The sequence below is a fragment of the Streptomyces sp. NBC_00104 genome (genome assembly GCF_045160825.1).
Lineage (GTDB): Bacteria > Actinomycetota > Actinomycetes > Streptomycetales > Streptomycetaceae > Streptomyces.
This window is the reverse complement of record NZ_CP108215.1, coordinates 841329-866484: the sequence shown is the minus strand read 5'-3', so window position 1 is coordinate 866484 and position 25156 is coordinate 841329. Positions and strand designations below refer to the sequence as shown.

The window sequence follows — 25156 nt, the reverse complement described above, 5'->3', positions numbered from 1 at the left end:
ACGAATGGCGTAGCCCTCCCACTCTGGAGCTGACTCAGAAGTGATCGGTGCTCACGCTTGGTGCATGTGGGCGTGAGCTTCGCCGGTGAGGAGCCAACGACGATGAAGACCGCAGTGCCTCGCTACTACCACCTCGACGTGGAAGTCAGTCCGGAGCGGGTCGAACGGGTCAGGCGCATCCTGGCCGCTCACCTCCGGTTCTGGGACCTGGAGACCCTCGTCGAGCCCGTCTGCCACAGCGCGGAACTGCTTCTGCGCGCGATCGAGGAGCACGCGACGGACAAGAACACGTCGATCGAGATGTGGTGGAACGGTCAGCACCTCATCGCTGCGGTGGCCGAGAACGACCGTGAGCTGCGCCCGGACCGTGAACTGCGCCCCTGCCTGACCCGTATCGCCGCCCTGAGCAACGGCTGGGGCTGCTGCACCACGGACACCGGCAGCACGGTCATCTGGTTCACCCAGCGCGCACCGGTCGACCAGAGCGTGCGCCTGATCCCGGCGGTGCCCGAGCCCGCCCTGCGCGAAGTGCTCCAGGTACCCCGCGAGATGCCCGTGGCCGTCCTCGCCGGTGTACCCGCCGGTGAGGCGCCGGACGCACGCGAAGACGCGCGGTGACCGCGCGGCGTGACCGGAAAGGGGCGCCCGTGTGGAGCGGGCACCCCTACCCGCTGGGTGCGTCCTTCGACGGCACCGGCACCAACTTCGCGCTGTTCAGCGAGGTCGCCGAACGCGTCGACCTCGTCCTCGTCGACGACGGAGGCCGCCACCGCTCCGTCCCGCTCACCGAGGTCGACGGTTTCGTCTGGCACGGCCATCTCCCCGGCGTCGGACCGGGGCAGCGCTACGGCTACCGCGTGCACGGCCCCTGGGATCCCTCCGCCGGCCACCGCTGCGACCCGGCGAAACTGCTGCTGGACCCGTACAGCACGGCCGTGGACGGGCAGATGGACAACCACCCCTCCCTGTACGAACCCGGCGCCGACAGCGCGGGGCACACCATGCTCGGCGTGGTCACCGACCCGTTCTTCGACTGGGGGGACGACCACCCGCCCCGGCGGCCGTACGCCGACACCGTCATCTACGAGGCACACGTCCGCGGCCTCACCCGCACCCACCCCGACGTCCCCGCCGAACTGCGGGGGACCTACGCCGGGTTGGCCCACCCCGCCGTCGTCGAGCACCTCACCTCGCTGGGCGTGACCGCGATCGAGCTGATGCCGGTCCACCAGTTCGTGCAGGACGGTGTCCTCCAGGACCGGGGCCTCGCCAACTACTGGGGCTACAACACCATCGGCTTCTTCGCGCCGCACCACGCCTACGCCGCCCACGGCACCCGCGGCCAACAGGTCACCGAGTTCAAGTCGATGGTCAGGGCACTGCACGCGGCCGGCCTCGAAGTGATCCTCGACGTGGTCTACAACCACACCGCCGAGGGCAACGAGAAGGGCCCCACCCTCTCCTTCCGGGGCATCGACAACAGCTCGTACTACCGCCTGGTGGACGGCGACTGGGGTCACTACTACGACACCACCGGCACCGGCAACAGCCTGCTGATGCGGCACCCGTACGTCCTCCAGCTGATCATGGACTCGCTGCGGTACTGGGTCACCGAGATGCACGTCGACGGTTTCCGCTTCGACCTGGCGGCCACGCTGGCCCGGCAGTTCCACGAGGTGGACCGCCTCTCGGTGTTCTTCGACCTGATCCAGCAGGACCCCGTGATCAGCCGCGTCAAACTCATCGCCGAACCGTGGGACCTGGGCGAAGGCGGCTACCAGGTCGGTAACTTCCCACCGCTGTGGTCGGAGTGGAACGGGAAGTACCGGGACGCCGTACGGGACTTCTGGCGCGGCCGCCCGCACACGCTCGGCGAGTTCGCGTCCCGGCTGACCGGCTCCTCGGACCTGTACGAGCACAGCCGGCGCCGCCCGCGCGCCAGCGTCAACTTCGTCACCGCGCACGACGGTTTCACCCTGCGCGACCTGGTCTCGTACAACGACAAGCACAACGAGGCCAACGGCGAGGGCAACCGGGACGGCGAGAGCGTCAACCGCTCCTGGAACTGCGGAGCCGAAGGCCCCACCAAGGACCCGCGCGTCCGAGCGCTCCGCGCCCGCCAGCAGCGCAACCTCCTGGCCACGCTGCTGCTGTCCCAGGGCATCCCGATGCTCAGTCACGGCGACGAGTCCGGCCGCACCCAGCGCGGCAACAACAACGCCTACTGCCAGGACAACGAGGTCTCCTGGCTCGACTGGCGGCTGGACGACGAACGACGTGCGCTGCTCGCCTTCACCCGCGACCTCATCGCGCTGCGCGCCGCCCACCCCGTGCTGCGCCGCCGCCGCTTCTTCCGCGGTGACACGCCGACCCGCGCGGACCAGCCGCTCCCGGACCTGGTGTGGCTGCTGCCGGACGCCGAGGAGATGACCGACGCCGACTGGGACCGCTCCGACGCCCACGCCGTGGCCGTCTTCCTCAACGGCGACGCCATCGCCGAGCCCGACCCCCACGGCGGCCCGGTCGTCGACGACTCCTTCCTGCTCCTGCTGAACAGCCACTGGGAGCCGGTCGTCTTCCGCCTTCCCGGGGCCGCGTACGGCGAACGCTGGACGACCCGCGTCGACACGGCCGCGGAGCCGGACGATGTTTCGGACGAGTCCGAGCACAAGGCGGGCACGGAGATCACCGTCGAGGCCCGGGGGCTGGTCCTGCTGTCGCGGCCCTCCCGGGCCGGCTGACCCCCGCCGCTGTCACGGCCGTCACGGGCCCGCGGACTCCGCCGGAGTCACCCGGCGGCGGTCAGCGTTCGCTGCGCGACGTGATCGTGAACTGGGCGCCGTCCGGGTCGCGGAGCACCGCCTCGGACGCGTTCTGGGCGAGGACCGTGCCGCCGTGGTGCTGGGCGGCCTCGACACGATCCGCCACGTCGGAGACGGAGAAGTGGACCTGCCAGTGCGGGCGGATGGTGGGATCGGGCGCGGCTTCCAGCGCGCCGGAGGTGATCCGGGCCACCGCCTCGCCCTCGCTGCGCAGAACGACCTCGTTCCCCTCGTAGCGGACCTCGCAGCAGCCGGGCTTCTCGGTGGCCCACTCCAGCACCTCGCCGTAGAAGATCGCGGCGTCGAAGGCGTCCCGGGTGTGGAGCCGGATGAAGGCCGGGGCGGCCTTGCGCCAGGTGTCCCAGTCGGTGAAGAGCGCGCCCTCCCAGATCCCGAAGGAGGCCCCGTGCCGGTCCGCCAGCAGGGCCGCCCGGCCGGGCGGGAAGGAGAGGGGACCGACCGCCACCGTGCCGCCGCGCTCCCTGGCCCGGGAGGCCGCCGCGTCCGCGTCGGACACGGCGAAGTACGGGGTCCAGGCGACCGCCATCTGCCACAGGGTCGCCACCCCGGCGATCCCGGCGACCGGCACACCGTCCGCGAGCGCGATCCGGAAGTGGTCGCCGAGCTTGGCCGTACGCCACTGCCAGCCCAGCACGGCGGCGTAGAAGTTCTCCGTGGCCGGCAGGTCCCGGCTGGTGAGGCTCACCCAGCAGGGCGCCCCGAAGACGGAATGGCTGGAGACGACGGTCTCCGTGCCCCGGTGATTGCTGTCGCTGTTCATGGCAGTCGTGTCCTGGTCTCGTCCGTCGGCACACCCCGGCCGCACTCCAGTCTCCAACCGGATGCCGGGCCGGTGCGCGTCGAGTACCCCCACGTCGGTGTTCCGATCCCGGTGGCGACGCGATCTTCGGACGACTGTTCGGGTGATGACCAGGCGTCCCCGCCCCTTACGGTGGGCCACTCGCGCATGCGCTGCGTGCCGGACGAAGGGAGGATTCCCTCCAGGGCCGACCAGACGGAAAGGCCCACGTCCGGGCCGGCCGCGACCGGCTCCGCTTTCCGCCGCGCCAGAGCGTGGCACGCGCGGCGATGCTGTCCGCCGTGTCGATGACGTTCGGCCGGCAACCGGACGAATCGGCGCGAGAGGCGTGGGAGAACCCGCCCTTCACGCCGTGCGGTGCCTCACGTCGACTCCCGCCGTACCAGCTCTGTCGGGAGGATCACCGCCGCCGGGTCCTCGCCGCCGATCTGGGCCAGCAGGACCCGCACCATCTCGTTGCTGATGCGGTCGTACGGCTGGCGGATCGTCGTGAGCGCGGGGACGGCCTCCGTCGCCGCGGCCGAGTCGTCGAACCCGCCCACCGACACGTCCTCGGGGACCCGGCGGCCCGCCCGGCGCAGTGCCGCGAGCGCGCCCTGCGCCATCAGGTCGGAGGCCACGAACACGGCGTCCATGTCGGGAGCCCGCGCCAGCAGGTGTTCGGTGCCCGCCTCGCCGCTGGCCCGGCTGTAGTCCCCGGAGACGATGAGCCGCTCGTCGATCTCGACGCCCGCCTCCCCGAGCACCTCCTTGTAGCCGGCGAGACGGTCGACGCCGCCGGGGGTGTCCAGCGGGCCGGTCACGACGCCGATGCGGCGGCGGCCCAGCGACAGCAGATGGCGCACCATGTCACGGGCGCCGTCCCGGTCGTCGGCGGCCACGTAACTCACCTTGGAGCCGGGCGCCATGGGCTTGCCGCACTGGACGAGGGGGATCCCCGCCTCGCGGAGTTCCTGGGCGACCGGGTTCCCGGAGTGGCTGGACACCAGCAGCACCCCGTCGACGTGGCCCGCCGTGATGTACCGCGTGATCCGGCGCCGCTCGTCCTCCGTGCCGGCCACCATCAGCAGCAGCGGGATGTCGTGCGCGGCCAGCGCCTGGGTGCAACCGCGCAGCAGGACATTGAAGTTGGGGTCCTCGAACAGCTTCTCCTGCGGTTCCGTCAGCAGGAAGCCGATCGAGTCGGAGCGGCCCGTGATCAGCGAGCGGGCGTGCCGGTTCACGACATAACCCGTCCTGCGGATCGCGGCGTTGACCGCCTCGGCGGCCGTCGGGCTGACGTAGTGACCGCCGTTGAGCACGCGTGAGACGGTTCCCCTGGAGACTCCCGCCTCGCGCGCCACGTCGTGAATGGTCGGCGGTTTGCGCCTGCCCCCCGTACTGCTCATGGTCATGACTTTACGGCTCCGGACAGCAGATCGAGGCTCCAGAACCGCTGGATGACCAGGAAGAGCGCGATCAGCGGGATCACCGCGAGCAGCGCACCCGTGATCACCAGGGTGTAGAGCGCCGGAGCGTTCGCGCCCTGTTCGAGGAGCGTGAACAGGCCCAGGGTGATCGGGAACTTCTCGTCGTCGCTGAGCATGATGTACGGCAGCAGGAAGTTGTTCCAGACGGCGACGAACTGGAACAGGAAGACCGTCACCAGACCCGGCACCATCATCGGCAGCGCGATCCGGGTGAAGATCCGCCACTCGCCCGCCCCGTCCATCCGGCCGGCCTCGACCACGTCGGAGGGGACGGCGGCAGCGGCGTAGATCCGGGACAGGTACACGCCGTACGGGGAGAGGACCAGCGGCAGCAGCACCGACCAGTAGCTGTCCGCCAGGTCCGCCTTCGCCATCAGCAGGTACTGCGGGATCGCGAGGATCACCGGCGGCATCAGCACGCCCGCCATCAGGACGTTGAAGACGGCCTCGCGGCCCTTGAAGCGGTAGATCGCCAGCGCGTAGCCGCTGACCGCGGAGACGGCCGTCGACAGGAGGGCGCCGAGGCCGGCGTAGAGGGCGGAGTTGCCCATCCACTGCCAGTAGACGCCGTCGCGGTAGGCGTTCAGGTCGGACAGGTTGTCCCCGAAACCGCTGCCCGGCAGGAAGGTGAAGGTGGAGAACAGTTCGCTGCCCGACTTGGTGGCCGCGATCAGCACCCAGGCGACCGGGAGCAGACAGTAGATCGCGCCCAGCAACAGCGTGAGCGTCGGGACGAGCGCGATCCGGCGGCGCAGCGGCGGGCCCTGGGCGGTTCCCGGGGTCGTCCCCGCCGCCGGGGCCGCCTTGTGTACGGCAAGAGAACTCATTGTGCTGCCTCCTGCTTCTGACGGGAGTTCGCGGCCCTCAGGAAGCCGAACGAGAGGACCAGGGTGGCCACGGCGATGATCACCGCGCCGGCGGCCGCCGAGTAGATGTCGCCCTCGCCGAAGGCGTCCCGGTGCACCTTCATCAGCGGACTCCACGTCGTGGACACGGAGTTGGTGAGGGGCTTGAGGGTGGTCGGCTCGCTGAACACCTGGAGCGTGGCGATGATCGAGAAGAAGAAGGTCAGCACCAGCGAGGGCGCCACCATCGGGATCTTGATCCGCAGGGCGGTCTGCAGCGGTGTCGCGCCGTCCAGCTTCGCGGCCTCGTACACCTCGACGGGGATCGCCTGCAGCGAGGTGTAGATGACGATCATGTTGAAGCCGGTGCCGCCCCAGATCGCGATGTTCGACAGCGCCGCGTACAGGCCGCCGCCGTCCAGCAGGTCCGGCTGGGGGAGCCCCAGCTTCTCCAGGACGAAGTAGAAGGGGCTGACGTCCGGGAGGTAGAGGAAGCCCCAGAGCAGGGCCGCCACGACACCCGGGACGGCGTACGGCAGGAAGATCGCCAGCCGGGTGAAGGGGGCCAGCCGCACCTTGTCGCTGTCCAGCATCAGGGCGAAGACCAGCGCCAGGCCGAGCATGAGCGGGACCACGATCGCGCCGTAGCCGAGGACGCGCAGGGTGCCGTCCAGCAGCTCGGAGTCGGTCAGCGCGTCGGTGTAGTTCTCGAAGCCCGCCCACACTTCGCTTCGTGCCCCCGAGCCGAGGCCCAGGCCCTTGACCTGCACCTTGTGCAGGCTGAGCCAGACCGCGTAACCGATGGGCAGCGCGAAGAACAGGGCGAAGAGAAGCGTCGCGGGGAGGAGGAAGGCGTACGGGGCCCCCTTGACCCCGTACGACCTCCGGCGTGCCGTCGTCACTCCGCGACCTCGAAGCCCTGCTTCTTCATGTCGGCGACCGTGTCGTCCTGCATCGTCTTCAGGGCGGCGCCGAAGTCCGACTTGTTCTTGGCGGCGGCGCCGAACGCGTCCTTGAAGGTGGTGTACGCGACGTTCACGTTCGGGCCCCACGCGGAGGGCGCCGTGGTCTTCGCTATCTCGGAGGCCGTGGTGTAGAAGTCGGCCTGGTTGGAGAAGAAGGCCGGCGGCTCGGCGAACGCGTCACTGGTCTGCGCGGTCGTGGCGGCCGGGTAGATGCCGCCCTCCTTGGCCAGCGCGGTCAGCGCGTCGGGGTCCGTGTTCAGCCAGGTGGCGAACTTCGCGGCGGCACCCTGGTTCTTCGAGTCCGTGGTGACGGCGGTCGAGGAACCACCCCAGCTGCCGGTCGTGTTCTCGGAGGACGACCACTGCGGCAGCGGCGCCACCTTCCACTTGCCCTGGGTGTCGGGCGCGGCGGTGGTCAGCGTGCCCGGCGCCCACACGGCGCTGACCCAGGCGATCTGCTTGCCGGTGTTGAGCGCCTTGTTCCAGGCCGGGGTGTACATCGGCTGGTTGTCGACGGCGCCCTCCTTGACCAGGCCGCCCCAGAAGTCGGCGACCCGCTGCGTGGCCGCGTCGTCGATGCCGACCTTCCACTTCTGGCCCTCGGTGGTCCACCACGCGGCGCCGGCCTGCTGGGCGAGACCGGCGAAGAGACCGGAGTCGTTGGCGGAGAAGGTCGTCAGATCGACGTCCGGGTCCTCCTTCTTCAGCTTCCGCGCGGTCTCGGCGAACTCGTCCCAGGTCTTGGGGACCGTGAGGTCGTACTTCTTGAAGAGGTCCTCGCGGTAGTAGAACATCATCGGCCCGATGTCCTGCGGGATCGCGTAGACCGCGTCCGAGCCCAGCGTCGTCTGCTGCCAGACACCGTCGGCGAACTTGCCCTTGGCGTCCTGCGCCTCGTCCGCGATGTCGGCCACCGCGTCATTGCTGACCAGCGTCGGCAGTGCCTGGTACTCGGCCTGCACCAGGTCCGGGCCCTTGCCCGCCTTGTGCGCGGTGAGGATCTTGGTGACCAGGGTGTCGCCGGAGGCCTGCTTCTTCACCGTGACGGTGATCTGCTGCTCCTTGCCGGGCCCCTTGTTCCACAGGTCCACGACCTTGTCCATGCCCGGCGTCCAGGTCCAGTACGTCAGCTTCGCCGGCCCCGACTGGGCCTCGCTGTCGTCGTCGGACCCGCCACAGGCGGCAAGTGTGGTGGCGCCGAGCGTGACGGCGACGGCAGTGGCCACAAAGCGCCGGTGCTTCGTGATGTTGGGCATGGATCGTTCTCCCCTGACCTGGGTCCTCGCCTGCTGCGAAGACCATGCCATGCTCTGTGAGCGTTCACAGGTAGTGCGTCTGTGAGCGTTCACAGTAGAGAAACATCCCGGACACTTGTCAATGGTTGTTGCTGTGCGGTTATGTTGGGCTCGCACCGCCGCCGCTGTGTGTGCACGTTCCCAGATGATCGACGCAACGGGAGAAATCCATGCCGGAGACCACCCCCACGGGCCTCACCAGGCTCGCCTTCGGTGGGGACTACAACCCCGAGCAGTGGCCGGAAACCGTCTGGCACGAGGACGTCCGGCTGATGCGCGAGGCCGGCGTCACGATGGTGAGTGTCGGCATCTTCTCGTGGGCCCTGCTGGAGACCGAGCGCGGGGTGTACGACTTCGCCTGGCTTGACCGCCTGCTCGACCTGCTGCACGAGAACGGCATCCGCGTCGACCTCGGCACCCCCACCGTCGTCCCGCCGGTCTGGTTCTACCGCGAGCACCCCGAGGCGCTGCCCGTGACCGCCGACGGCACCCGCTACGAGTTCGGCTCGCGCGGCGCCATCTGCCACAGCAACGCCGACTACCGGGCCGCCGCCGCGACCATCACCACCCAGCTCGCCGAGCGCTACGCCGACCACCCCGCGCTCGCCCTGTGGCACGTGCACAACGAGTACGGCGTCCCCGTCTCCGCCTGTTACTGCGATTCCTGCGCCGCGCACTTCCGCCGCTGGCTGGAGCGCACGTACGGCACGGTCGAGGCGGTCAACGAGGCCTGGGGCACCGCCTTCTGGGGCCAGCACTACACCGGCTTCGCCCAGATCAACCCGCCGCGCGTGGCCCCCACGGTCGGCAACCCCGGCCAGGCGCTGGACTACAAGCGGTTCGCCGACGAGACCATCCGCGAGAACTTCGTCGCCGAGCGGGACATCCTGCACCGCCTCGCGCCCGGCATCCCGGTCACGACGAACTTCATGACCGCGCTCAGCCAGTGCGACTCCCTCGACTACTGGGCCTGGGGCCGCGAGGTCGACCTCGTCACCAACGACCACTACCTGATCACCGACGGCCGCCGCACCCAGGTGAACCTCGCGATGGCCGCCGACCTCACCCGCTCGGTCGGCGGCGGGGCCCCCTGGCTGCTCCTGGAGCACTCCACTTCGGGCGTCAACTGGCAGGCCCGCAACCCCGCCAAGGCCCCCGGGCAGATGGCCCGCAACTCCCTCGCCCATGTGGCGCGCGGCTCCGACGGCGCCATGTTCTTCCAGTGGCGGCAGTCCCGGCGGGGCGCCGAGAAGTTCCACTCGGCGATGCTGCCGCAGGCCGGCACCGAGTCGAGGGTCTGGCGTGAGGTCGTCGAACTGGGCGCCTCCCTCGACTCGCTGAGCCAGATCCGCGGCAGCCGGACCGTCGCCGACGTGGCCGTCCTGTGGGACTGGCACTCCTGGTGGGCGCAGAACCTCGCCTGGCGCCCCAGCGAGGACCACGAGGCCCGCGAACGCGCCGACGCGTTCTACGAGGCCCTCTACGACCGTCATCTCACGGTCGACTTCGCCCACCCGGAAGCCGACTTGTCGGCCTATCCCCTTGTCGTCGTCCCCGCGCTGTACCTGATGACGCGAGCGGCGGGCGACAACCTCAAGGCGTACGTCGAGAACGGCGGCACCCTCGTCGTCTCGTACTTCTCCGGGATCGTCGACGAGCACGACGCCGTCCACGAGGGCCCGTACCCCGGCGCCCTGCGGGACGTACTCGGTCTGACGGTCGAGGAGTTCTCGCCGCTGCTCGGCGGGGAGAGCGTGCGGATCACCGGGCCCGACGGCTCCGAACTGACCGGTGACGTGTGGACGGAGTTCGTGGTGCCGCACGGCGCCGAGGCCGTGTGGACGTACGCCGACGGGCTCGCCGCCGACCGGCCCGCCGTCACCCGGCACCGGCTCGGCGAGGGCTCCGCCTGGTACGTGTCGACCCGCCTCGACGCGCACGGTCTGGACGCGCTGCTCGGCTGGGCGGCCGACGACGCGGGCATCGCGCCCCGCGCCGACCTGCCGCGCGACGTCGAAGTGGTCCGCCGCGCGGGGGAGTCGGGCGACTTCCTCTTCGCGATCAACCACACCGCCCTCGACACGAAGGTGCCGCTCGACACCGACGGCACCGAACTCCTCACCGGCGAACGCGCGGCGGGCCACCTCGCCGTACCCGCCGGCGGCATCAGGGTCGTACGCCTCGACACCTGATCACCAGATGTGGGCGGCGGCCGGTCACCGAGCCGTAGGAGGTGACGGCCGCCGCTCCCCGCCCGGGGCCGCCCCCCAGCCTCGGGCCATCCCCGACACCGGCCGGATCTCTGGGGACATCCGGCCGGTAACGGTGGCGCCGCGCCCACGGCCTTCGGGCGCGGCGCCACCACAGCACCGCGCAACCAGGTCCCCACCTTCGTCGAAGGGACGACGATGTTCCACGCGAGACGCGCCCTCAGGGCCCTGCTCATACCGCTGTTCGCAGGCCTGGCGCTCACCACCCTGCCCGCCACGTCGGCATCCGCCGCCTCCACGCTCACCAACGGGGGCTTCGAGTCCGGCGGCACCGGGACCGCGACGCCGGCCGGCTGGTCGACGTACTCGGCCGGCGGGCAGAACTCCGCCTCCTTCACCGAGTCCGGTGGCCACGGCGGCAGTTACCGCCTCTCCCACTACTCGGCCTCGGCCTACAAGGTGGAGACCTACCAGTACCTGTCCGGCCTGACCAACGGGAACTACAAGCTCACCGCGTGGGTGCGCTCCGGTGGCGGCCAGAACTCCGCCTACCTCGCGCTGAAGAACTGCGGCAGCGCCGAGCAGCGCACCGACATCCCGGTCTCCTCCAGCGGCTGGATCCGGATCGTCACCTCGATCGCGGTGACGAACAACCAGTGCACCATCAGCGTCAACTCCGACGCGAACGCCGGTAACTGGATCAACGTCGACGACCTGACCTTCGCCTCCGGTACGACGGGCCTGTCCATCAAGGGCTCCGACGTGTCGTCGCTCATCAAGAGCGAGGCCAAGGGCGGCGTCTACAAGAACAGCTCCGGCACCACCGGCGACGCGCTCGCCATCCTCAAGAGCGCCGGGCAGAACTACGCGCGCGTCAAGGTCTGGGTGAACCCCGCCGACGGCTACAACAACAAGACGCGCGTGCTCGCCGCCGCCAAGCGCATCAAGGCGCAGGGCATGAAGCTGCTGGTCGATTTCCACTACTCGGACACCTGGGCGGACCCGGGCGCGCAGACCGTGCCGTCTCCGTGGACGGGGCATTCCTACAGCCAGCTGAGGACGGACGTCTACAACCACACCTACGACGTCCTCAACGCCCTCAAGTCCCAGGGCACCACGGCCGACATGGTCCAGGTCGGCAACGAGATCAACGGCGGCATGCTGTGGTCCGCCGGCTCCACCTCCAACTGGTCGCAGCTCGCCGGTCTGCTCAACTCCGGCTACGACGCGGTCAAGGCGGTCAACTCCTCCACCCAGGTGGCACTGCACCTCGCCAAGGGCGGTGACCTGTCGGGCACCCGCTGGTGGTTCGACAGCGCGGTCTCCAACGGCGTGAAGTTCGACGTCATCGGCCTGTCGTACTACGGCTACTGGCACGGCACGCTCGCGGACTTCCAGACGACCCTGGACGACGCGGCATCCCGGTACTCCAAGCCGGTGTTCCTCGCCGAGACGGCCTACCCCTTCCGTCTCGACAGCGAGGACTCGCACGAGAACATCATCGACCTGAGCAGTGAACTCGTGTCCGGCTACCCGGCCACGACCGCCGGTCAGACCCGCTGGATGAAGGACGTCGCGAGCATCGTCGAGGCCGTCCCGAACGGCCGTGGTCTCGGGATCTTCTACTGGGAGTCGACCTGGACCGCACGCACCGGCAACGGCTGGGACCCCACCGACGCGTCCTCCGGCAACGGCTGGGAGAACCAGGCGCTGTTCGGCTATGACGACAGGGCGCTTCCTGCGATGGCGTGGTTCAGCCATCGGTAGCGCTCAGCGTCCCTGACAGGGGCCACACGCCTCGGCGTGTGGCCCCTGTCGGTCGTCAGGAGCCGACCGTCGTGTCCAGGAAGCCGTGCAGCGAGGCTGTCATGGCGTCCACGAACGAGTCCCGGACCGGCTCGGGCACGCGGTCCAGCGACAGATACGGGTTGAGGTCCTCCAACTCGACCAGGAGCAGACCCCCGTCCCGGGTACGGCAGGCGTCCACTCGCTGGATGCCGTGGTCGAGGGTGTTCCAGCCGATGAAGCGCCCGGCGAAGTCGAGGTCGGCCCCGGAGGCGTCGTAGGGCTCCAGCACCCAGCGCCGGTCGGGGTCGGGCGCGTACAGGGCGTACTGGAAGGTGTCGTCGACGTAGTAGAAGGACACCTCGTAGCGGAAGTCGACGCGCGGTTGGACGAGAACGTCACCCCAGGTGAGGTCTGCCAGCTCGGGCCCGGTCAGGAAACGCAGGCCGATGGAGTCCGCGCCGGCCTTCGGCTTCACCGCGTACGCGACGCTCTCGGGCAGCCGTCCCCGGTCCTTGGGCCGGTCGACGGTGGGGATGACCGGGTACCCGGCCCCGGTGAGGTCCAGCAGGTACTGCTTGCCGGCCATGTCGGCGCGGCCCGTCAGCGGGTTGTAGACGCGGGTCGCGAGAGTCGTCGCCCGCTCACGGAAGGCCTCGTACGCCTCCTGGTAGTGCAGGACGGGCCCGCTGTTGCGCACCACGACGGCGTCGAAGCGGTCCATCAGCGCCGCCGCGTCCAGCGGGTGGCACAGGGCGAGGTCGAAGTCCGCGCGCAGCCGGGAGGTGAGGAAGATGTCCTCGTCGCCGTAGCGCCGCCCCCGGGCAGGGTAGGCGAGGTCGGTGACGTACAGCAGGCGGGGGCGGGCGGGCACGGCGGTCTCCCTGGTCGGTGACGGCCAACCTAACCCGAGGTCGTGAGGGAGGGCCCGGTGCCCTGCCAGGGGCCGGGGGAGGCCGGGCCCGGTCAGGGCCGCAGTCGGTCAGCGGTGATCGCCGGTCCATCCCGGCCAGGGTCCGGCGCCCGACGAAGCCCGGACGCGTGGAGCCCTCGCCCCGCCACGGGCCGAGTACGGGTGCGGAGGGCGGTCGCGTTAGGCTGTCGACCGGCCGCGATCTGCTCGCGGCGCGGCGGTGGGGCCCGCCGTACCCGAACCGCGGCACCGGCGCCGACAACGGTCCCTGCTTGCGACGGAGCGCGCCCGGCGGACGCCCGGACCCCGGCGAGTAGGAGACGCACGCCCATGCCAGCCCCGCACCCCAACGGGCCCGAAGCTCGGAGATTCCCCTCCTCCGGCGGGGCCGCAGCCCTGGAACCCTCCGGCACGCCCGAGGCACCGCGGTCCCCCGACGCCCCCGTCGCCGACCCACCCCACCCCGCCCCCTGGCACGGCCAGGCACCCGTCGTCGCGGTGGTCGCGGTCGGTGGTGGCATCGGCGCGGCGGCCCGCTACGGCGCCTCCCTGCTCTGGCCCACGGGGACCGCCGGGTTTCCCTGGACCACGTTCTGGGTCAACGTCGTCGGCTGCTTCCTGATCGGTCTCGTCATGGTCGCGATCACGGAGAGATGCGCGGCCCACCGCCTCGTCCGCCCCTTCTTCGGAACCGGAGTGCTCGGCGGCTTCACCACGTTCTCGACGTACGCCGTCGACATCCAGCGCCTGATGGAGGAGGGCCGCCCCGCCACCGCCCTCGCCTATCTCGCCGCGACCCTCCTCGCCGCCCTCACCGCGGTCTGGCTCGCGGCGACGACGGCGCGGCCGGCTCTGCGAAGCCGGCCCCCACGGGCCGGGTTCGCAGAGCCGGCCGCAGCACGTGAGAAAGGTAAGAGGTCGTCGTGAACTGGGTGCTCGTCATCGTCGGCGGAATGGTCGGCGCCCCCCTGCGCTATCTCACCGACCGCGCCGTGCAGGCACGCCACGACACGCACTTCCCCTGGGGGACGCTCGCGGTCAACGTCGCCGGATCCCTGGTCCTCGGCACTCTCACCGGTGCCGTCGCGGCCGGTGCCGCCAGTTCCGACCTGCACCTTCTCCTCGGCACCGGACTCTGCGGGGCACTCACCACGTACTCGACCTTCTCGTACGAGACCCTGCGGCTGGCCCAGAGCGGTGCCCGCTTCCACGCCGCCGCCAACGTGGTCGCGAGCGTGACGGCGGGGCTGGGCGCGGCCTTCGTGGGGGTGGCGGCGGCGCAGGCCCTCTGGTCCTGAACGACGGACCCTTACCCGGCTGTAGTACGACTGCGTCCCCGGCGCGATCACGGTCGCCGTGACCGTGGTGACCGTGGCCGGCCGTACGTCGGTCATGCCCTTGTCGGTCATGCCCTCGCCGAGCAGAACTGGACCCCATGAGCACCATCAGCGTCGGTCAGGCCGTCGTCCTCGGAGCGGTGGAGGGAGTGACGGAGTTCCTGCCGGTGTCCTCCACCGGTCATCTGAAGATCACCGAAGGGCTCATGGGGATCCAGGTCGAGGACAAGGCCGTCGTCGGGTTCTCGGCGGTCATCCAGGTCGGCGCGATCGCCGCCGTCCTCGTGTACTTCCGCAAGGACATCGCGCGGATCGGCTCCGCCTGGTTCCGGGGCCTCTTCGACGCGGGGGAGCGGCAGGACCGCGACTACCGGTTCGCGTGGTGGGTGATCGCCGCGACGATCCCGATCGTCGTCGTGGGGCTGGCCGCCCGGTCGCTCATCGAGGGGCCGCTCGCCTCCCTGTGGGTGGTGGCCGGATCGCTGATCGTCGGCAGCGGTGTGATGTGGGTCGCGGAACAGGTGGGCCGGCGCAGGCGCGCGGAGGAGGACACCCGGTTCCGGGACGCGATGCTCGTCGGCGGTTCGCAGATCCTCGCTTTGCTCTTCCCGGGCTTCTCCCGCTCCGGCGCCACCATGTCCACCGCGCTGCTGCTCGACCTGGACCGGGTCGCGGCCACCCGGCTCTCCTTCTTCCTCGGTATCCCCGCCCTGACCGGCGCCGGGCTGTACGAACTGAAGGACGCCCTCGGTGCGGGGGTGGGCGCGGCCCCGCTGATCGCCGGCACCACCGTCTCGTTCGCGGTCGCATACGCCTCGGTCGCCTGGCTGCTGAGGTTCGTGACCAGGCACTCCTTCAACGCGTTCGTGTCCTACCGGATCGTGGTCGGGGTGCTCCTCTTCGGGCTGCTCGGCGCGGGCGGGCTCAGCTGACAGTGCTCGGCCCGGGCAGGGCCGGTGGCACCGGGCTGATCCACAACCGCCCGTGACCTGGAAGATCGAATCCGGGACCCCTTGACAGCCCCCGCCCGTCACCCGCAGGATCACCCCCGTGAACCTGTCAGACAGCCAGACAGGTGGCTCGGCACCCCGGCGCATCAGCGCCATGGAAGCGGTGCTCACCCACCTCCGCGGCGCCATCGAGCGCGGCAAGTACGCCATCGGCGACAAGCTCCCCTCGGAGGCGGAGCTCTGCCGGCAGCTCGAAGTGAGCCGTCCGGTACTGCGCGAGGCGCTGCGCGCGCTCCAGGTGATGGGCCTGACCCAGTCCCGCACCGGCAAGGGCACCTTCGTGATCGCGAACACCGTCGAGGACCCCACCTTCGGCGACTACGCGGCGAGCGACCTGCTGGAGGTGCGCCGGCACGTGGAGATCCCGGTCGCCGGGTACGCGGCGGTGCGCCGCACCCCGGAGAACCTGGACCATCTGGCCCACCTCCTGGACCGGATGGAGCGGGAGACCGACACCACCGCCTGGGTCGCGATGGACACGCTCTTCCACCTGGCCGTGGCCGAGGCCGCCCAGAACCCGGTGTTCCGCCGGGTGATCGAGGAGATCCGGGACGCACTGGCCCGCCAGTCGGCCTTCCTCAACGAGCTGGGCGGCCGGCGCGAGCAGTCCAACCGCGAGCACCGGGCCATCGTCGAGGCGCTGATCGACGGTTCCGAACACGACGCGGTGGAGGCCATGTCCCACCACCTCGACCGCGTCGAGACCACCCTCACCGACATCGTGCGTTCCCCGCGCACGGACAGCTCCACGGAAGGCGGACGCGAGACGTGAGCGAGCAGTCCCTCGAAAAAGACGTCGTACAGGCCGGACAGACCCCCGGTCACGTCGACGCCGGAGACGCCGGCTACAGCAAGTCCCTGAAGTCCCGCCACGTCAACATGATCGCCATCGGCGGCGCGATCGGCACCGGCCTCTTCCTCGGCGCCGGCGGCCGTCTCGCCGACGCCGGTCCGTCCCTCTTCATCGCGTACGCGGTCTGCGGCCTCTTCGCCTTCCTCGTCGTCCGCGCCCTCGGCGAACTGGTCCTCTACCGGCCCTCGTCCGGCGCCTTCGTGTCCTACGCCCGGGAGTTCCTCGGCGAGAAGGGCGCCTACACGGCCGGCTGGATGTACTTCCTGAACTGGGCCACCACCGGTATCGCCGACATCACCGCGGTCGCCCTCTACACCCACTACTGGGGCATGTTCTCCGACATCCCCCAGTGGGTGATCGCGCTCATCGCGCTCGGGGTCGTCCTCGCGGTGAACCTGATCTCGGTGAAGATGTTCGGCGAACTGGAGTTCTGGTTCGCGATCATCAAGGTCAGCGCGCTCGTCATCTTCATGCTGATCGGCATCTTCCTGCTGGTCACCCAGCAGCCCGTCGACGGCCACACCCCCGGCCCGTCCCTGATCACCGACAACGGCGGCATCTTCCCCAACGGCCTGCTGCCCATGCTGCTGATCATCCAGGGCGTCGTCTTCGCCTACGCCTCCGTCGAACTGGTCGGCGTCGCGGCGGGCGAGACCGAGAACCCCGAGAAGATCATGCCGAAGGCGATCAACTCGATCATGTGGCGCGTCGGCCTGTTCTACGTCGGCTCCGTCCTGCTCCTTGCGATGCTGCTGCCCTGGTCCTCGTACAAGGCCGGCGAGAGCCCCTTCGTCACCGTGCTCTCCAACATCGGTATCCCGGCGGCCGGCGGCATCATGAACCTGGTCGTGATGACCGCGGCCATGTCCTCGCTCAACTCGGGCCTGTACTCCACCGGCCGCATCCTGCGCTCGATGGCGATGGCCGGCTCCGCCCCGAAGTTCACCGGCGTGATGAGCCGCAGTCAGGTCCCGTACGGCGGCATCCTGCTCACCAGCGGTATCTGTGTGCTGGGCGTCGGGCTGAACTTCGTGGTCCCGGCCGACGCGTTCGAGATCGTGCTCAACTTCGCCGCGATCGGCATCATCTGCACCTGGGGCATGATCATGATCTGTCACCTGGTGTTCTGGCAGAAGACCGAGAAGGGTGAGCTGACCCGGCCGAGCTACCGGCTGCCCGGCTCCCCGTGGACCGAGCTGGTGACGCTGTTCTTCCTGGCGTCGGTCCTCGTCCTGATGTACGCGGACGGCGGCGCGGGCCGCACGACCGTGCTGTGCCTCCCCCTCATCGTGTTGGCGCTGATCGCGGGGTGGTTCGGCGTCCGTCGCCGGGTCGCCCAGCAGTCGGCCGGAGTGAAGAAGTGATTCAGGCAGTGATGTACGACCCCACGACCACCGGCGCCGCGGCGATCCCTGCGGCTCCGGTGGCCGCGGCCCCCGCGATCCGGGAACCGCTCCACGCCCCCGTCGCCCACCTCGTACGCGGAGGTGTCATCGAGGGCATCCACTACGGCTCCGTCGTGGTGCTGGGTGCCGACGGGGAGGTGGAACTCCAACTCGGCGACATCGAGGCTGCGTTCTACCCCCGGTCGGCGCTCAAACCAGTCCAGGCCGTGGCAATGCTGCGCGCCGGACTGCCCCTGGACGGCGCACTGCTGTCCCTGACCGCGGCCAGCCACTCCGGCGAGGAACGCCACCTCGCCGGAACCCGGCAGATCCTGGAGCTGGCCGGGGCGACCGAAGACGATCTGCGCAACGTCACCGACATGCCCTACGACCCGGCCGTCCGGGACGAGTGGATACGCGAGGGGAGGCAGCCCTCCCGTCTCGCGCAGAACTGCTCCGGCAAGCACGCGGCCATGCTCTACACCTGCAGGCTCAACGGCTGGTCGCTGGAGGACTACCTCGACCCGGCCCACCCGTTGCAGCAGGCCATCGCCGAGATCGTCGAGGACCTCACCGGGCAGGCCATCGCCCGGGTGACCGTCGACGGCTGCGGCGCCCCCCTCTTCTCCGTCTCCCTGCACGGCCTGGCCCGCGCCCTCGCCCGGATCACCACCGCCACCGAGGGCACCCCCGAGCGCACGGTCGCCGACGCCATGCGCGCGCACGCCGAGATGGCGTCCGGCGCCGGGCGCGACGTGGCCGAGCTGATGCGGGCCGTGCCCGGACTGCTCACCAAGGACGGCTTCGAGGGGGTCCAGGTCGCCGCGCTCCCGGACGGCCGGGCCGTCGCCGTGAAGATCGCCGACGGCGCCAACCGGGCCAGGATCCCCGTCACCGCGGCGGCCCTCACCCGCGCCGGCGTCGACCCGGTCGTCCTCGCCGGCTTCGCGGGCGCCCCGCTGCTCGGTGGCGGCGACGTCGTCGGGCACATCCGGCCGGCCAGGGCTCTCGATCCGCTCGCGGACACCACGGACATCTGAACCCTCGGCTCCGCAATCTCGTCTCCCTTCGAACCGCCTTCGAAGGCGCGGCCCCACAGGAGCCGCGCCCGACGAAGGCGGCCGCCCGCACCCGCCTCAAAGAAGAGGACCCGCACCGCCATGACCGCCGCAGCGACCCGCAGCGAACACGATCTGCTCGGAGACCGTGACATCCCCGCCGACGCGTACTGGGGCGTCCACACCCTGCGCGCCACGGAGAACTTCCCCATCACGGGCACCCCGATCTCCGCCTACCCCCATCTGATCGACGCCCTGGCCGCCGTCAAGGAGGCCGCCGCCCGCGCCAACGAGGAACTCGGCCTGCTCGCCCCCGAGAAGGCCGCCGCGATCATCGAGGCCTGCCGGGAGATCCGCGACGGCAAGCTGCACGACCAGTTCGTCGTCGATGTCATCCAGGGTGGCGCCGGCACCTCCACCAACATGAACGCCAACGAGGTCGTCGCCAACCGGGCGCTGGAGCTGCTGGGCCACGAGAAGGGCCGGTACGAGTACCTGCACCCCAACGAGGACGTCAACCTCGGCCAGTCCACCAACGACGTCTACCCGACCGCCGTCAAGATAGCGACGGTCTTCGCGGTGCACGGACTGCTCAAGGCGATGGCCGTCCTGCAGGACTCCTTCGCCCGTAAGGCCGTCGAGTTCCGCGACGTGCTCAAGATGGGCCGTACACAGTTGCAGGACGCGGTCCCCATGACGCTCGGTCAGGAGTTCTCCGCATACGCCGTCATGATCGACGAGGACCGGTCCCGTCTTGACGAGGCCGTCGAGCTGATCCATGAGATCAACCTCGGCGCCACGGCGATCGGCACCGGCCTCAACGCCCCCGCCGGATACGCCGAGTCGGCCCGCCGCCACCTCGCGGCGATCACCGGCCTGCCGCTGGTCACCGCCGCCAACCTGGTCGAGGCCACCCAGGACTGCGGCGCGTTCGTGCAGATGTCGGGCGTCCTCAAGCGGATCGCCGTCAAGCTCTCGAAGAGCTGCAACGACCTGCGGCTGCTGTCCTCCGGGCCGCGCGCGGGCCTCAACGAGATCAACCTGCCGCCGGTGCAGGCCGGTTCGTCCATCATGCCCGGCAAGGTGAACCCGGTGATCCCCGAGGTCGTCAACCAGGTCGCCTTCGAGGTCATCGGCAACGACGTCACCATCACCATGGCGGCCGAGGCCGGACAGCTCCAGCTCAACGCGTTCGAGCCGATCATCCTGCACTCCCTGTCGGAGTCCCTCACGCATCTGCGGGCCGCCTGCCTGACCCTGGCCGAGCGGTGCGTCGACGGCATCACCGCCAACGAGGACGAGCTGCGCGCGGCCGTGGAGAACTCCATCGGCCTGGTCACCGCCCTCAACCCGTACATCGGCTACACGGCGGCCACCGACATCGCCAAGGAAGCCCTCGCCACCGGCCGGGGCGTGGCCGAACTCGTCCAGGAGAAGGGCCTGTTGCCCGCCGAACGGCTCCGGGAACTGCTGCGGCCCGAGGTGCTCGCGGGCAGCGTAGGCCCCCTGGCCTGACGTACCCAGGGCCGGCTCATCCCCGCACCGGCCCACCCACTGACCTGCGACGACGCGCCAGGACCGGCGCGGAAGGCACAATGGTGATCATGACAACGACGTCGTCCCTCACCTTCCAGCCGGTCCTGGAACGCATCGCCGAGGAGATCGAGCGGACCCCGGGCCGCGGCCGGCCCGCCGACTACATCCCGGCGCTCGCCGCACGCGATCCGCGCCACTTCGGCATGGCCGTCGCGGAGCTCGACGGCACGGTGTACGGCGTGGGGGACTGGCGCGAGCCGTTCTCCACGCAGTCCATCACCAAGGTCTTCACCCTCGCTCTCGACCTGGCCCGGGAGGGCGACGCCCTCTGGGAGCACGTGGGCCGCGAGCCCTCCGGCAACCCCTTCAACTCCCTGGTCCAGCTGGAGTACGAGAGCGGCATCCCGCGCAACCCGTTCATCAACGCGGGCGCCCTCGTCGTCACCGACCGCCTGCACACTCGTACCGGCGACGCGGCGGGCGAACTGCTGTCCTTCCTGCGGTCGGAGAGCGGCAACCCCGACCTGGACTTCGACACGCAGATCGCCGCCTCCGAGTCGGCGCACGGCGACCGCAACGCGGCCCTCGCCCACTTCATGGCGGCGTACGGCAACATCGACAACCCCGTACCGGCCCTTCTCGACCAGTACTTCCGGCAGTGCTCCCTCACCGCCTCCTGCGCCGACCTCGCCCTCGCCACCACCTTCCTCGCCCGGCACGGCGTCCGCGCCGACGGCACCCGCCTCCTGACCCGCAGCCAGGCGAAACAGGTCAACGCGGTGATGCTCACCTGCGGCACCTACGACGCGGCCGGCGAGTTCGCCTACCGCGTGGGCCTGCCCGGCAAGAGCGGGGTGGGCGGCGGCATCATCGCGGTCGTCCCGGGGCGCTGCACGCTGTGCGTGTGGAGTCCGGGGCTGGACGAGCGGGGCAACTCGGTGGCGGGAGTGGCGGCGCTGGACCGGTTCACCACCCTGACGGGATTGTCTGTTTTCTGACAGCAGTCCGCCAACGAGGAGTTGGTCCGCCCGGCATCGGCGGGCGGTCATCACGAGCGCTTGAGCGCGAGCCGAAGCCGTCCCCGGCGGAACATCGCCTCGATGTGCGGGAGTTCGGCAGGGGACCGGATCAGACAGGTCCGCGTGGTCGGTCAGCGGGGCGGTGCTTCGACGCCCGTCAGCGCGAGGCCCGCCGGCGAGAGCCGGGCACCGTGGATGGTGATGCTCGCGACGGCGGCGTTCAGTTCCTGGAGTTCGTCGGGGCTGAACCTGACCTCTTCCGCGCCGATGTTCTCCAGGAGGATGGGACAGCCGAGTGGTGCTGGGGATCGGTACGATCCACGGCTTCTGGGCCAGCAGCCAGGCGAGGTCGATCTGGGCGGGCGTGGCGCCCTTGCGTACGGCCCAGTCCTGGAGGAGCTGTACCAGTGGCATGTTGGCGGCCAGGTTGTCCCGGCTGTTGCGGGGCATCGCGGTCCGGCGGTCTCCCTCCGCGAACGGGAAGTACGGGCTCATCGCGCCGGTCGTGAAGCCCATGCCCAGCGGCGCCCAGCACACGAAGCCGATGCCGAGTTCCTCGCAGAGCGGCAGGACGTTCTCCTCCGGTCCGCGCCACAGTGCGGTCACAGTCCAGGAACACCTCGTCGAGGTACTGGCTGCGGTTCTCGCACCGACCGGCGCCTTCACGACCTTCGCCTATCGCCACGCCGCCCCTCTGGTCTCAGCACGCCGATTCCGCGACCTGCTGTCCGACCGCTTGGAAGAGGTCGTTCCCGGCCGCACCGTCTGGCGGAACTCGCCGTCGGCCTACGTCCTGCACGCCCGCAGGCCCAGGCCGTAACCGGATCACCTCGCCCCCTCCCCGTGTCTGCGGTCCTGCAGGTCTCTGCCCATGTCGGGCCGCGCAACGAGAAGTTGCTGACCGAAGCTCTGCGATGCACTGCGAGGGAGCCGTCACCGGCGGTCGGCTGCTGCCGCGAGGTGGGTGCAGAGCGGACGTTCACCACAAGGAGACACTCGATGGGATACACACGCCTGGGAACCTCGGGCGTGAAGGTCAGCCGGATCGCACTGGGCCGCATGAGCTTCGGCATCCCCGCGGCGGAGATGCCGTGGCTACTCGACGGCGAGCGGGCCGAGCCGGTCTCCGGCAGGCGGCCGAGCTCGGCGTGACGTTCTGGGACACCGCCAACATCTGCTGCGGGGCTCCTCGGATGAGATTGTCGGGCGCGCGCTGCGCACGTACGCCCGCCGTGAGGACATCGCCCTGGCGACCAAGGTGTTCTATCCGATGCGCCAGGGCCCCGGCGGTGGAGGGCTGTCCCGCAAGGCCATCCTGGAGCAGGTCGGCGCGTCCCTCGCCCGCCTGGACACCGACTACATCGACCTGTACCAGATCCACCGCTTCGACCCCGAGACGCGGGTGCTGCACGACGTCGTCAAGGCGGGCAAGGTCCGCTACCTCGGCGCGTCGTCGATGCTCGACGGCGTCGACCGCGTCTGCATCACGCACCCCGACCAAACGCAGCCGAACGCCGCCTTGGAGCCCGCTCGCCGCAGGGCTGGTCACCCGGCCATGGGGGGACAACGCACCAGCCGCGCCCGCAGCAACCCCGCAGTCGACGAGCAGGGCCGCCCGCTGTTCCTCGACACGCGCGACGGCACGGTCATCGAGGCCCCCCGGCGACACGATCCACACCCCGCCGGGCGAGGAGACCTCCGAGACCGAGTGGCTGGAGAAGGTCTCGGAGGAGGAGTACGACGCCCCGCGCAGCAGCACCCGCCGAGCGATGGGCCCGCGGCCGGGCCGGAGCCTACTCGACGAGCTCCCAGTCCTGCGAGCCGTCCGTGGCCGCGTTCTGCAAGGTCAGCGGCGCACTGGCGGACGCGCCAGTCAGGTACAGGTTCGTGTTCTTGACCGACTGCAGTCTGTAGAAGCCGTCGTCGGTCTTGATGAGGTTCCAGCTGCCGGTGGCGCTGTTGTCGACCCACTGGCCGATGCGCTGACCGACGGTCGCGTTCCCTGTCCAGATGGCTGCCGCGCGTCCGCCCGCCTTGTTCAGCAGCGTCTTGCCGCCGTTGGGCTCGGTCACCACGTGCCAGAACTGGGTGTCCGCGTTCGCCGCCGAGCCGGGGGCCTCCAGACGGACGTCGGGGACGTCGCCGTTGCCGAGGTTCGCGTCGTTGGTCTTGTTGCCGGTGCCGATCACCTGGTCCGTCTTCCTGTTCACCAGCTGGTAGTAGGCGCCGTCCGAGTGCCCGAGATCGACCTCGGCGAACTTGAGTGTCGAGGTGCCCTGGTTGTTGAGGATCGCGATGCGGCCGGTGCCCTCGACGTACTGCAGGTTGCGGCTGTAGCCGCCCTGAGATGTCGTCTGATACTCCTTCCACGTACCGTCGCTGCGGCCGCTCTCGTTGACCCAGACGTTGCCGCTGCCGGCCGCGTTGTAGACCAGGCGCCCTCCCGGAAGCCTGATGATCACCGGACTGCCGCCTCTGGCGAGCGGACGAGAACCGGAGTCGACCGGCAGCGAAGCGACGTCCGTGCCGGTGGCGGAGCCCTTGTAGAACTCCAGCGGGCTGTCTGCCAGCACGTACCTGGTGTTTGCCCCGCCGCCCCAGTACTCGAAGGGAAGCATCCACTTGCCGTCCGTCGTGCGGACGACGTTCGTCATGCCGGGCCGGCCGCCGCCGATCTCCGTCTTGCCGCCGCCCATGTCCTGGGTCAGTCCGGCGATGTCGACGACGGGCGCGCTCCAGTTCGTGCTGCGGCCGTCCCAGGTCTTGTGGACGAGGATCTGTCCGAGGGAGTCCTTGGCGGTGTCGTTCGCCGGGTCGAGGGTCGGGACGCCGGTGGTCGCGTTGAAGCCGAGATAGTCGTTCTCGTCGGAGTAGTAGCAGACGAGCTTGCCCTTGTGGACCATCAGGTACGGCTCCCAGAGGGGATCGACCTGCTTGTTGGTGTTGGCGTTCGCGATGTTCTGTCCGGTCGCGCCCGCGCTGCCGCCCTGCCAGCCGCCGGTCGCCACGACGTTCAGGATCTTCCACGTCGCACCGTCGTCGGTGCTGGAGTACAGGGCGATCGCGAGGTCCTTGCGGTCGCCGTCGTTGGAGGGCGTCCAGTTCGGATCGGCCGCCTTGTGCTCCTTGTAGTAGTAGTCGTCGCCCGACACCACGGTCGCCAGGAGCAGTGTGCCCTGCTTCAGGTCCCCGACGTCCTGCGGAAGCGTGTAGAGGTAGGGGTTGGTCCAGTTGCTCGTGTACTTCGCGTACTTGGAGTCGCTGGAGATGTACGCGGGCGCCTTGACCTCCGACAGCGGCTGCCACGACGTGCCGTCGTCGTCGCTCTTGTAGACCGGGAGCGTCTGCTTGTCGGCGCTGCCCGTCTCCGTCACGACCGTCGACTTCTCGAAAGCCGCGACCAGACGTCCGCTCGGCAGCTGCGCCGACTTCGGGTAGATCGCGCAGTTACCGCGTCCCTTCAGACACGGTTCGCTGCCGAGCTGGTACAGGGTCCCGCCCGTCGGGTTGTACGCCTGCGCACCGGACGCGGGTATGGCCAGCAGCGCGGACGCCGCGACGAAAGTTCCCAGCGCTTTCCCTGCTCTTCTTCTATGCATGGTTTCTCCTCGGGGGATGATCAAGGTGATACCTGTCCGGGTCGGATCAGGAGACGAACACGCGTACTTCCCAGGCGCCGAGGTCAAGTGCCGCGCCTGCGGGGAGTGACGTGCCGTTCAGGGCGTCGGAGAGCTTCGCGTCCTCGGCCCGCGCACACGGGTACTTCTTCTCGAAGAGCGCGACCTCCTCGGTGATGTTCGGAACCCAGGTCCAGAACTCAGCCCGGTCGGCGTC

General features: G+C 69.9%; 21 protein-coding genes and 1 pseudogene. 14 read left to right on the top strand and 8 right to left on the bottom strand.

The window, feature by feature from the left end; genetic code table 11:
• The first annotated feature begins 102 nt into the window (after positions 1-102).
• On the top strand, positions 103-618 hold the full coding sequence (locus OG272_RS03680; RefSeq protein WP_326585007.1) for a pep a2: 516 nt from the start codon (positions 103-105) through the stop codon (positions 616-618).
• The gene (gene glgX / locus OG272_RS03675) at positions 615-2741 is read left to right on the top strand and encodes a glycogen debranching protein GlgX (RefSeq protein WP_327731213.1); all 2127 of its coding nucleotides are present in this window, start codon (positions 615-617) and stop codon (positions 2739-2741) included. The genes OG272_RS03680 and glgX overlap by 4 nt, the downstream gene beginning before the upstream one ends.
• 61 nt (positions 2742-2802) lie before the next feature.
• Here the strand turns inward: glgX and OG272_RS03670 are convergent, their stop codons facing one another.
• The 5 genes from OG272_RS03670 to OG272_RS03650 form a co-directional block, all read right to left on the bottom strand.
• Positions 2803-3603 carry a VOC family protein gene (locus OG272_RS03670; RefSeq protein ID WP_326585009.1) on the bottom strand — a complete coding sequence of 267 codons (801 nt, stop codon included), beginning with the start codon at positions 3601-3603 and terminating at the stop codon, positions 2803-2805.
• A gap of 401 nt (positions 3604-4004) precedes the next feature.
• Entirely contained in the window at positions 4005-5036 is a 1032-nt protein-coding gene (locus OG272_RS03665; RefSeq protein ID WP_326585010.1) for a LacI family DNA-binding transcriptional regulator, read from the bottom strand.
• A complete protein-coding gene (locus tag OG272_RS03660; RefSeq protein WP_326585011.1) occupies positions 5033-5938 on the bottom strand; it encodes a carbohydrate ABC transporter permease in 906 nt (301 codons plus the stop codon). Before OG272_RS03660 ends, OG272_RS03665 begins: the two co-directional genes overlap by 4 nt.
• Positions 5935-6858, bottom strand: coding sequence for a sugar ABC transporter permease (locus tag OG272_RS03655; RefSeq protein ID WP_326585012.1), 924 nt, complete (start codon positions 6856-6858; stop codon positions 5935-5937). Before OG272_RS03655 ends, OG272_RS03660 begins: the two co-directional genes overlap by 4 nt.
• The gene (locus tag OG272_RS03650) at positions 6855-8177 is read right to left on the bottom strand and encodes an ABC transporter substrate-binding protein (protein WP_405892523.1); all 1323 of its coding nucleotides are present in this window, start codon (positions 8175-8177) and stop codon (positions 6855-6857) included. The genes OG272_RS03655 and OG272_RS03650 overlap by 4 nt, the downstream gene beginning before the upstream one ends.
• Positions 8178-8386: 209 nt before the next feature.
• Here OG272_RS03650 and OG272_RS03645 point away from each other — a divergent pair, with 209 nt between their 5' ends.
• Together OG272_RS03645 and OG272_RS03640 are read left to right on the top strand one after the other, a co-directional pair.
• Entirely contained in the window at positions 8387-10408 is a 2022-nt protein-coding gene (locus OG272_RS03645) for a beta-galactosidase (protein WP_328222305.1), read from the top strand.
• 216 nt (positions 10409-10624) lie between these two features.
• Positions 10625-12193: an arabinogalactan endo-1,4-beta-galactosidase gene (locus OG272_RS03640; RefSeq protein WP_326585015.1), complete on the top strand. Its 1569-nt coding sequence runs from the start codon at positions 10625-10627 to the stop codon at positions 12191-12193.
• A 55-nt stretch (positions 12194-12248) separates the two neighbouring features.
• Here the strand turns inward: OG272_RS03640 and OG272_RS03635 are convergent, their stop codons facing one another.
• Entirely contained in the window at positions 12249-13085 is an 837-nt protein-coding gene (locus tag OG272_RS03635) for a hypothetical protein (RefSeq protein WP_327731217.1), read from the bottom strand.
• A 369-nt stretch (positions 13086-13454) separates the two neighbouring features.
• Here OG272_RS03635 and crcB (OG272_RS03630) point away from each other — a divergent pair, with 369 nt between their 5' ends.
• The 8 genes from crcB (OG272_RS03630) (at position 13455) to OG272_RS03595 (ending at position 21301) form a co-directional block, all read left to right on the top strand.
• Complete coding sequence (crcB, locus tag OG272_RS03630) at positions 13455-14051, top strand: fluoride efflux transporter CrcB (protein WP_327731218.1); 597 nt, start codon at positions 13455-13457, stop codon at positions 14049-14051.
• Positions 14048-14422: a fluoride efflux transporter CrcB gene (gene crcB / locus OG272_RS03625; RefSeq protein ID WP_326585018.1), complete on the top strand. Its 375-nt coding sequence runs from the start codon at positions 14048-14050 to the stop codon at positions 14420-14422. Before crcB (OG272_RS03630) ends, crcB (OG272_RS03625) begins: the two co-directional genes overlap by 4 nt.
• Before the next feature lie 137 nt (positions 14423-14559).
• A complete protein-coding gene (locus OG272_RS03620) occupies positions 14560-15393 on the top strand; it encodes an undecaprenyl-diphosphate phosphatase (protein ID WP_405892522.1) in 834 nt (277 codons plus the stop codon).
• Between the two features lie 118 nt (positions 15394-15511).
• Positions 15512-16243 carry a FadR/GntR family transcriptional regulator gene (locus OG272_RS03615; protein ID WP_326585020.1) on the top strand — a complete coding sequence of 244 codons (732 nt, stop codon included), beginning with the start codon at positions 15512-15514 and terminating at the stop codon, positions 16241-16243.
• A complete protein-coding gene (locus OG272_RS03610) occupies positions 16240-17688 on the top strand; it encodes an amino acid permease (protein WP_327731220.1) in 1449 nt (482 codons plus the stop codon). Before OG272_RS03615 ends, OG272_RS03610 begins: the two co-directional genes overlap by 4 nt.
• 11 nt (positions 17689-17699) lie before the next feature.
• A complete protein-coding gene (locus tag OG272_RS03605) occupies positions 17700-18749 on the top strand; it encodes an asparaginase (protein WP_327732346.1) in 1050 nt (349 codons plus the stop codon).
• 120 nt (positions 18750-18869) lie between these two features.
• Positions 18870-20282, top strand: coding sequence for an aspartate ammonia-lyase (aspA, locus tag OG272_RS03600; protein WP_326585022.1), 1413 nt, complete (start codon positions 18870-18872; stop codon positions 20280-20282).
• An 80-nt stretch (positions 20283-20362) separates the two neighbouring features.
• Positions 20363-21301 carry a glutaminase gene (locus tag OG272_RS03595; RefSeq protein ID WP_326585023.1) on the top strand — a complete coding sequence of 313 codons (939 nt, stop codon included), beginning with the start codon at positions 20363-20365 and terminating at the stop codon, positions 21299-21301.
• 363 nt (positions 21302-21664) lie between these two features.
• Here OG272_RS03595 and OG272_RS03590 read toward each other — a convergent pair.
• Positions 21665-21859: pseudogene (locus OG272_RS03590) on the bottom strand (aldo/keto reductase); the annotation flags it as partial.
• Positions 21860-22321: 462 nt separating this feature from the next.
• Here OG272_RS03590 and OG272_RS03585 point away from each other — a divergent pair.
• Together OG272_RS03585 and OG272_RS03580 are read left to right on the top strand one after the other, a co-directional pair.
• Positions 22322-22474, top strand: a complete 153-nt coding sequence (locus OG272_RS03585) for a hypothetical protein (protein WP_326585025.1) — start codon at positions 22322-22324, stop codon at positions 22472-22474.
• Positions 22475-22478: 4 nt separating this feature from the next.
• Positions 22479-23219, top strand: coding sequence for an aldo/keto reductase (locus OG272_RS03580; protein WP_405895981.1), 741 nt, complete (start codon positions 22479-22481; stop codon positions 23217-23219).
• On the opposite strand, the gene OG272_RS03575 is transcribed toward OG272_RS03580, so the two are convergent.
• Positions 23116-24921, bottom strand: coding sequence for an RICIN domain-containing protein (locus OG272_RS03575; protein WP_326585026.1), 1806 nt, complete (start codon positions 24919-24921; stop codon positions 23116-23118). The genes OG272_RS03580 and OG272_RS03575 overlap by 104 nt on opposite strands.
• Between the last annotated feature and the right edge of the window lie 235 nt (positions 24922-25156).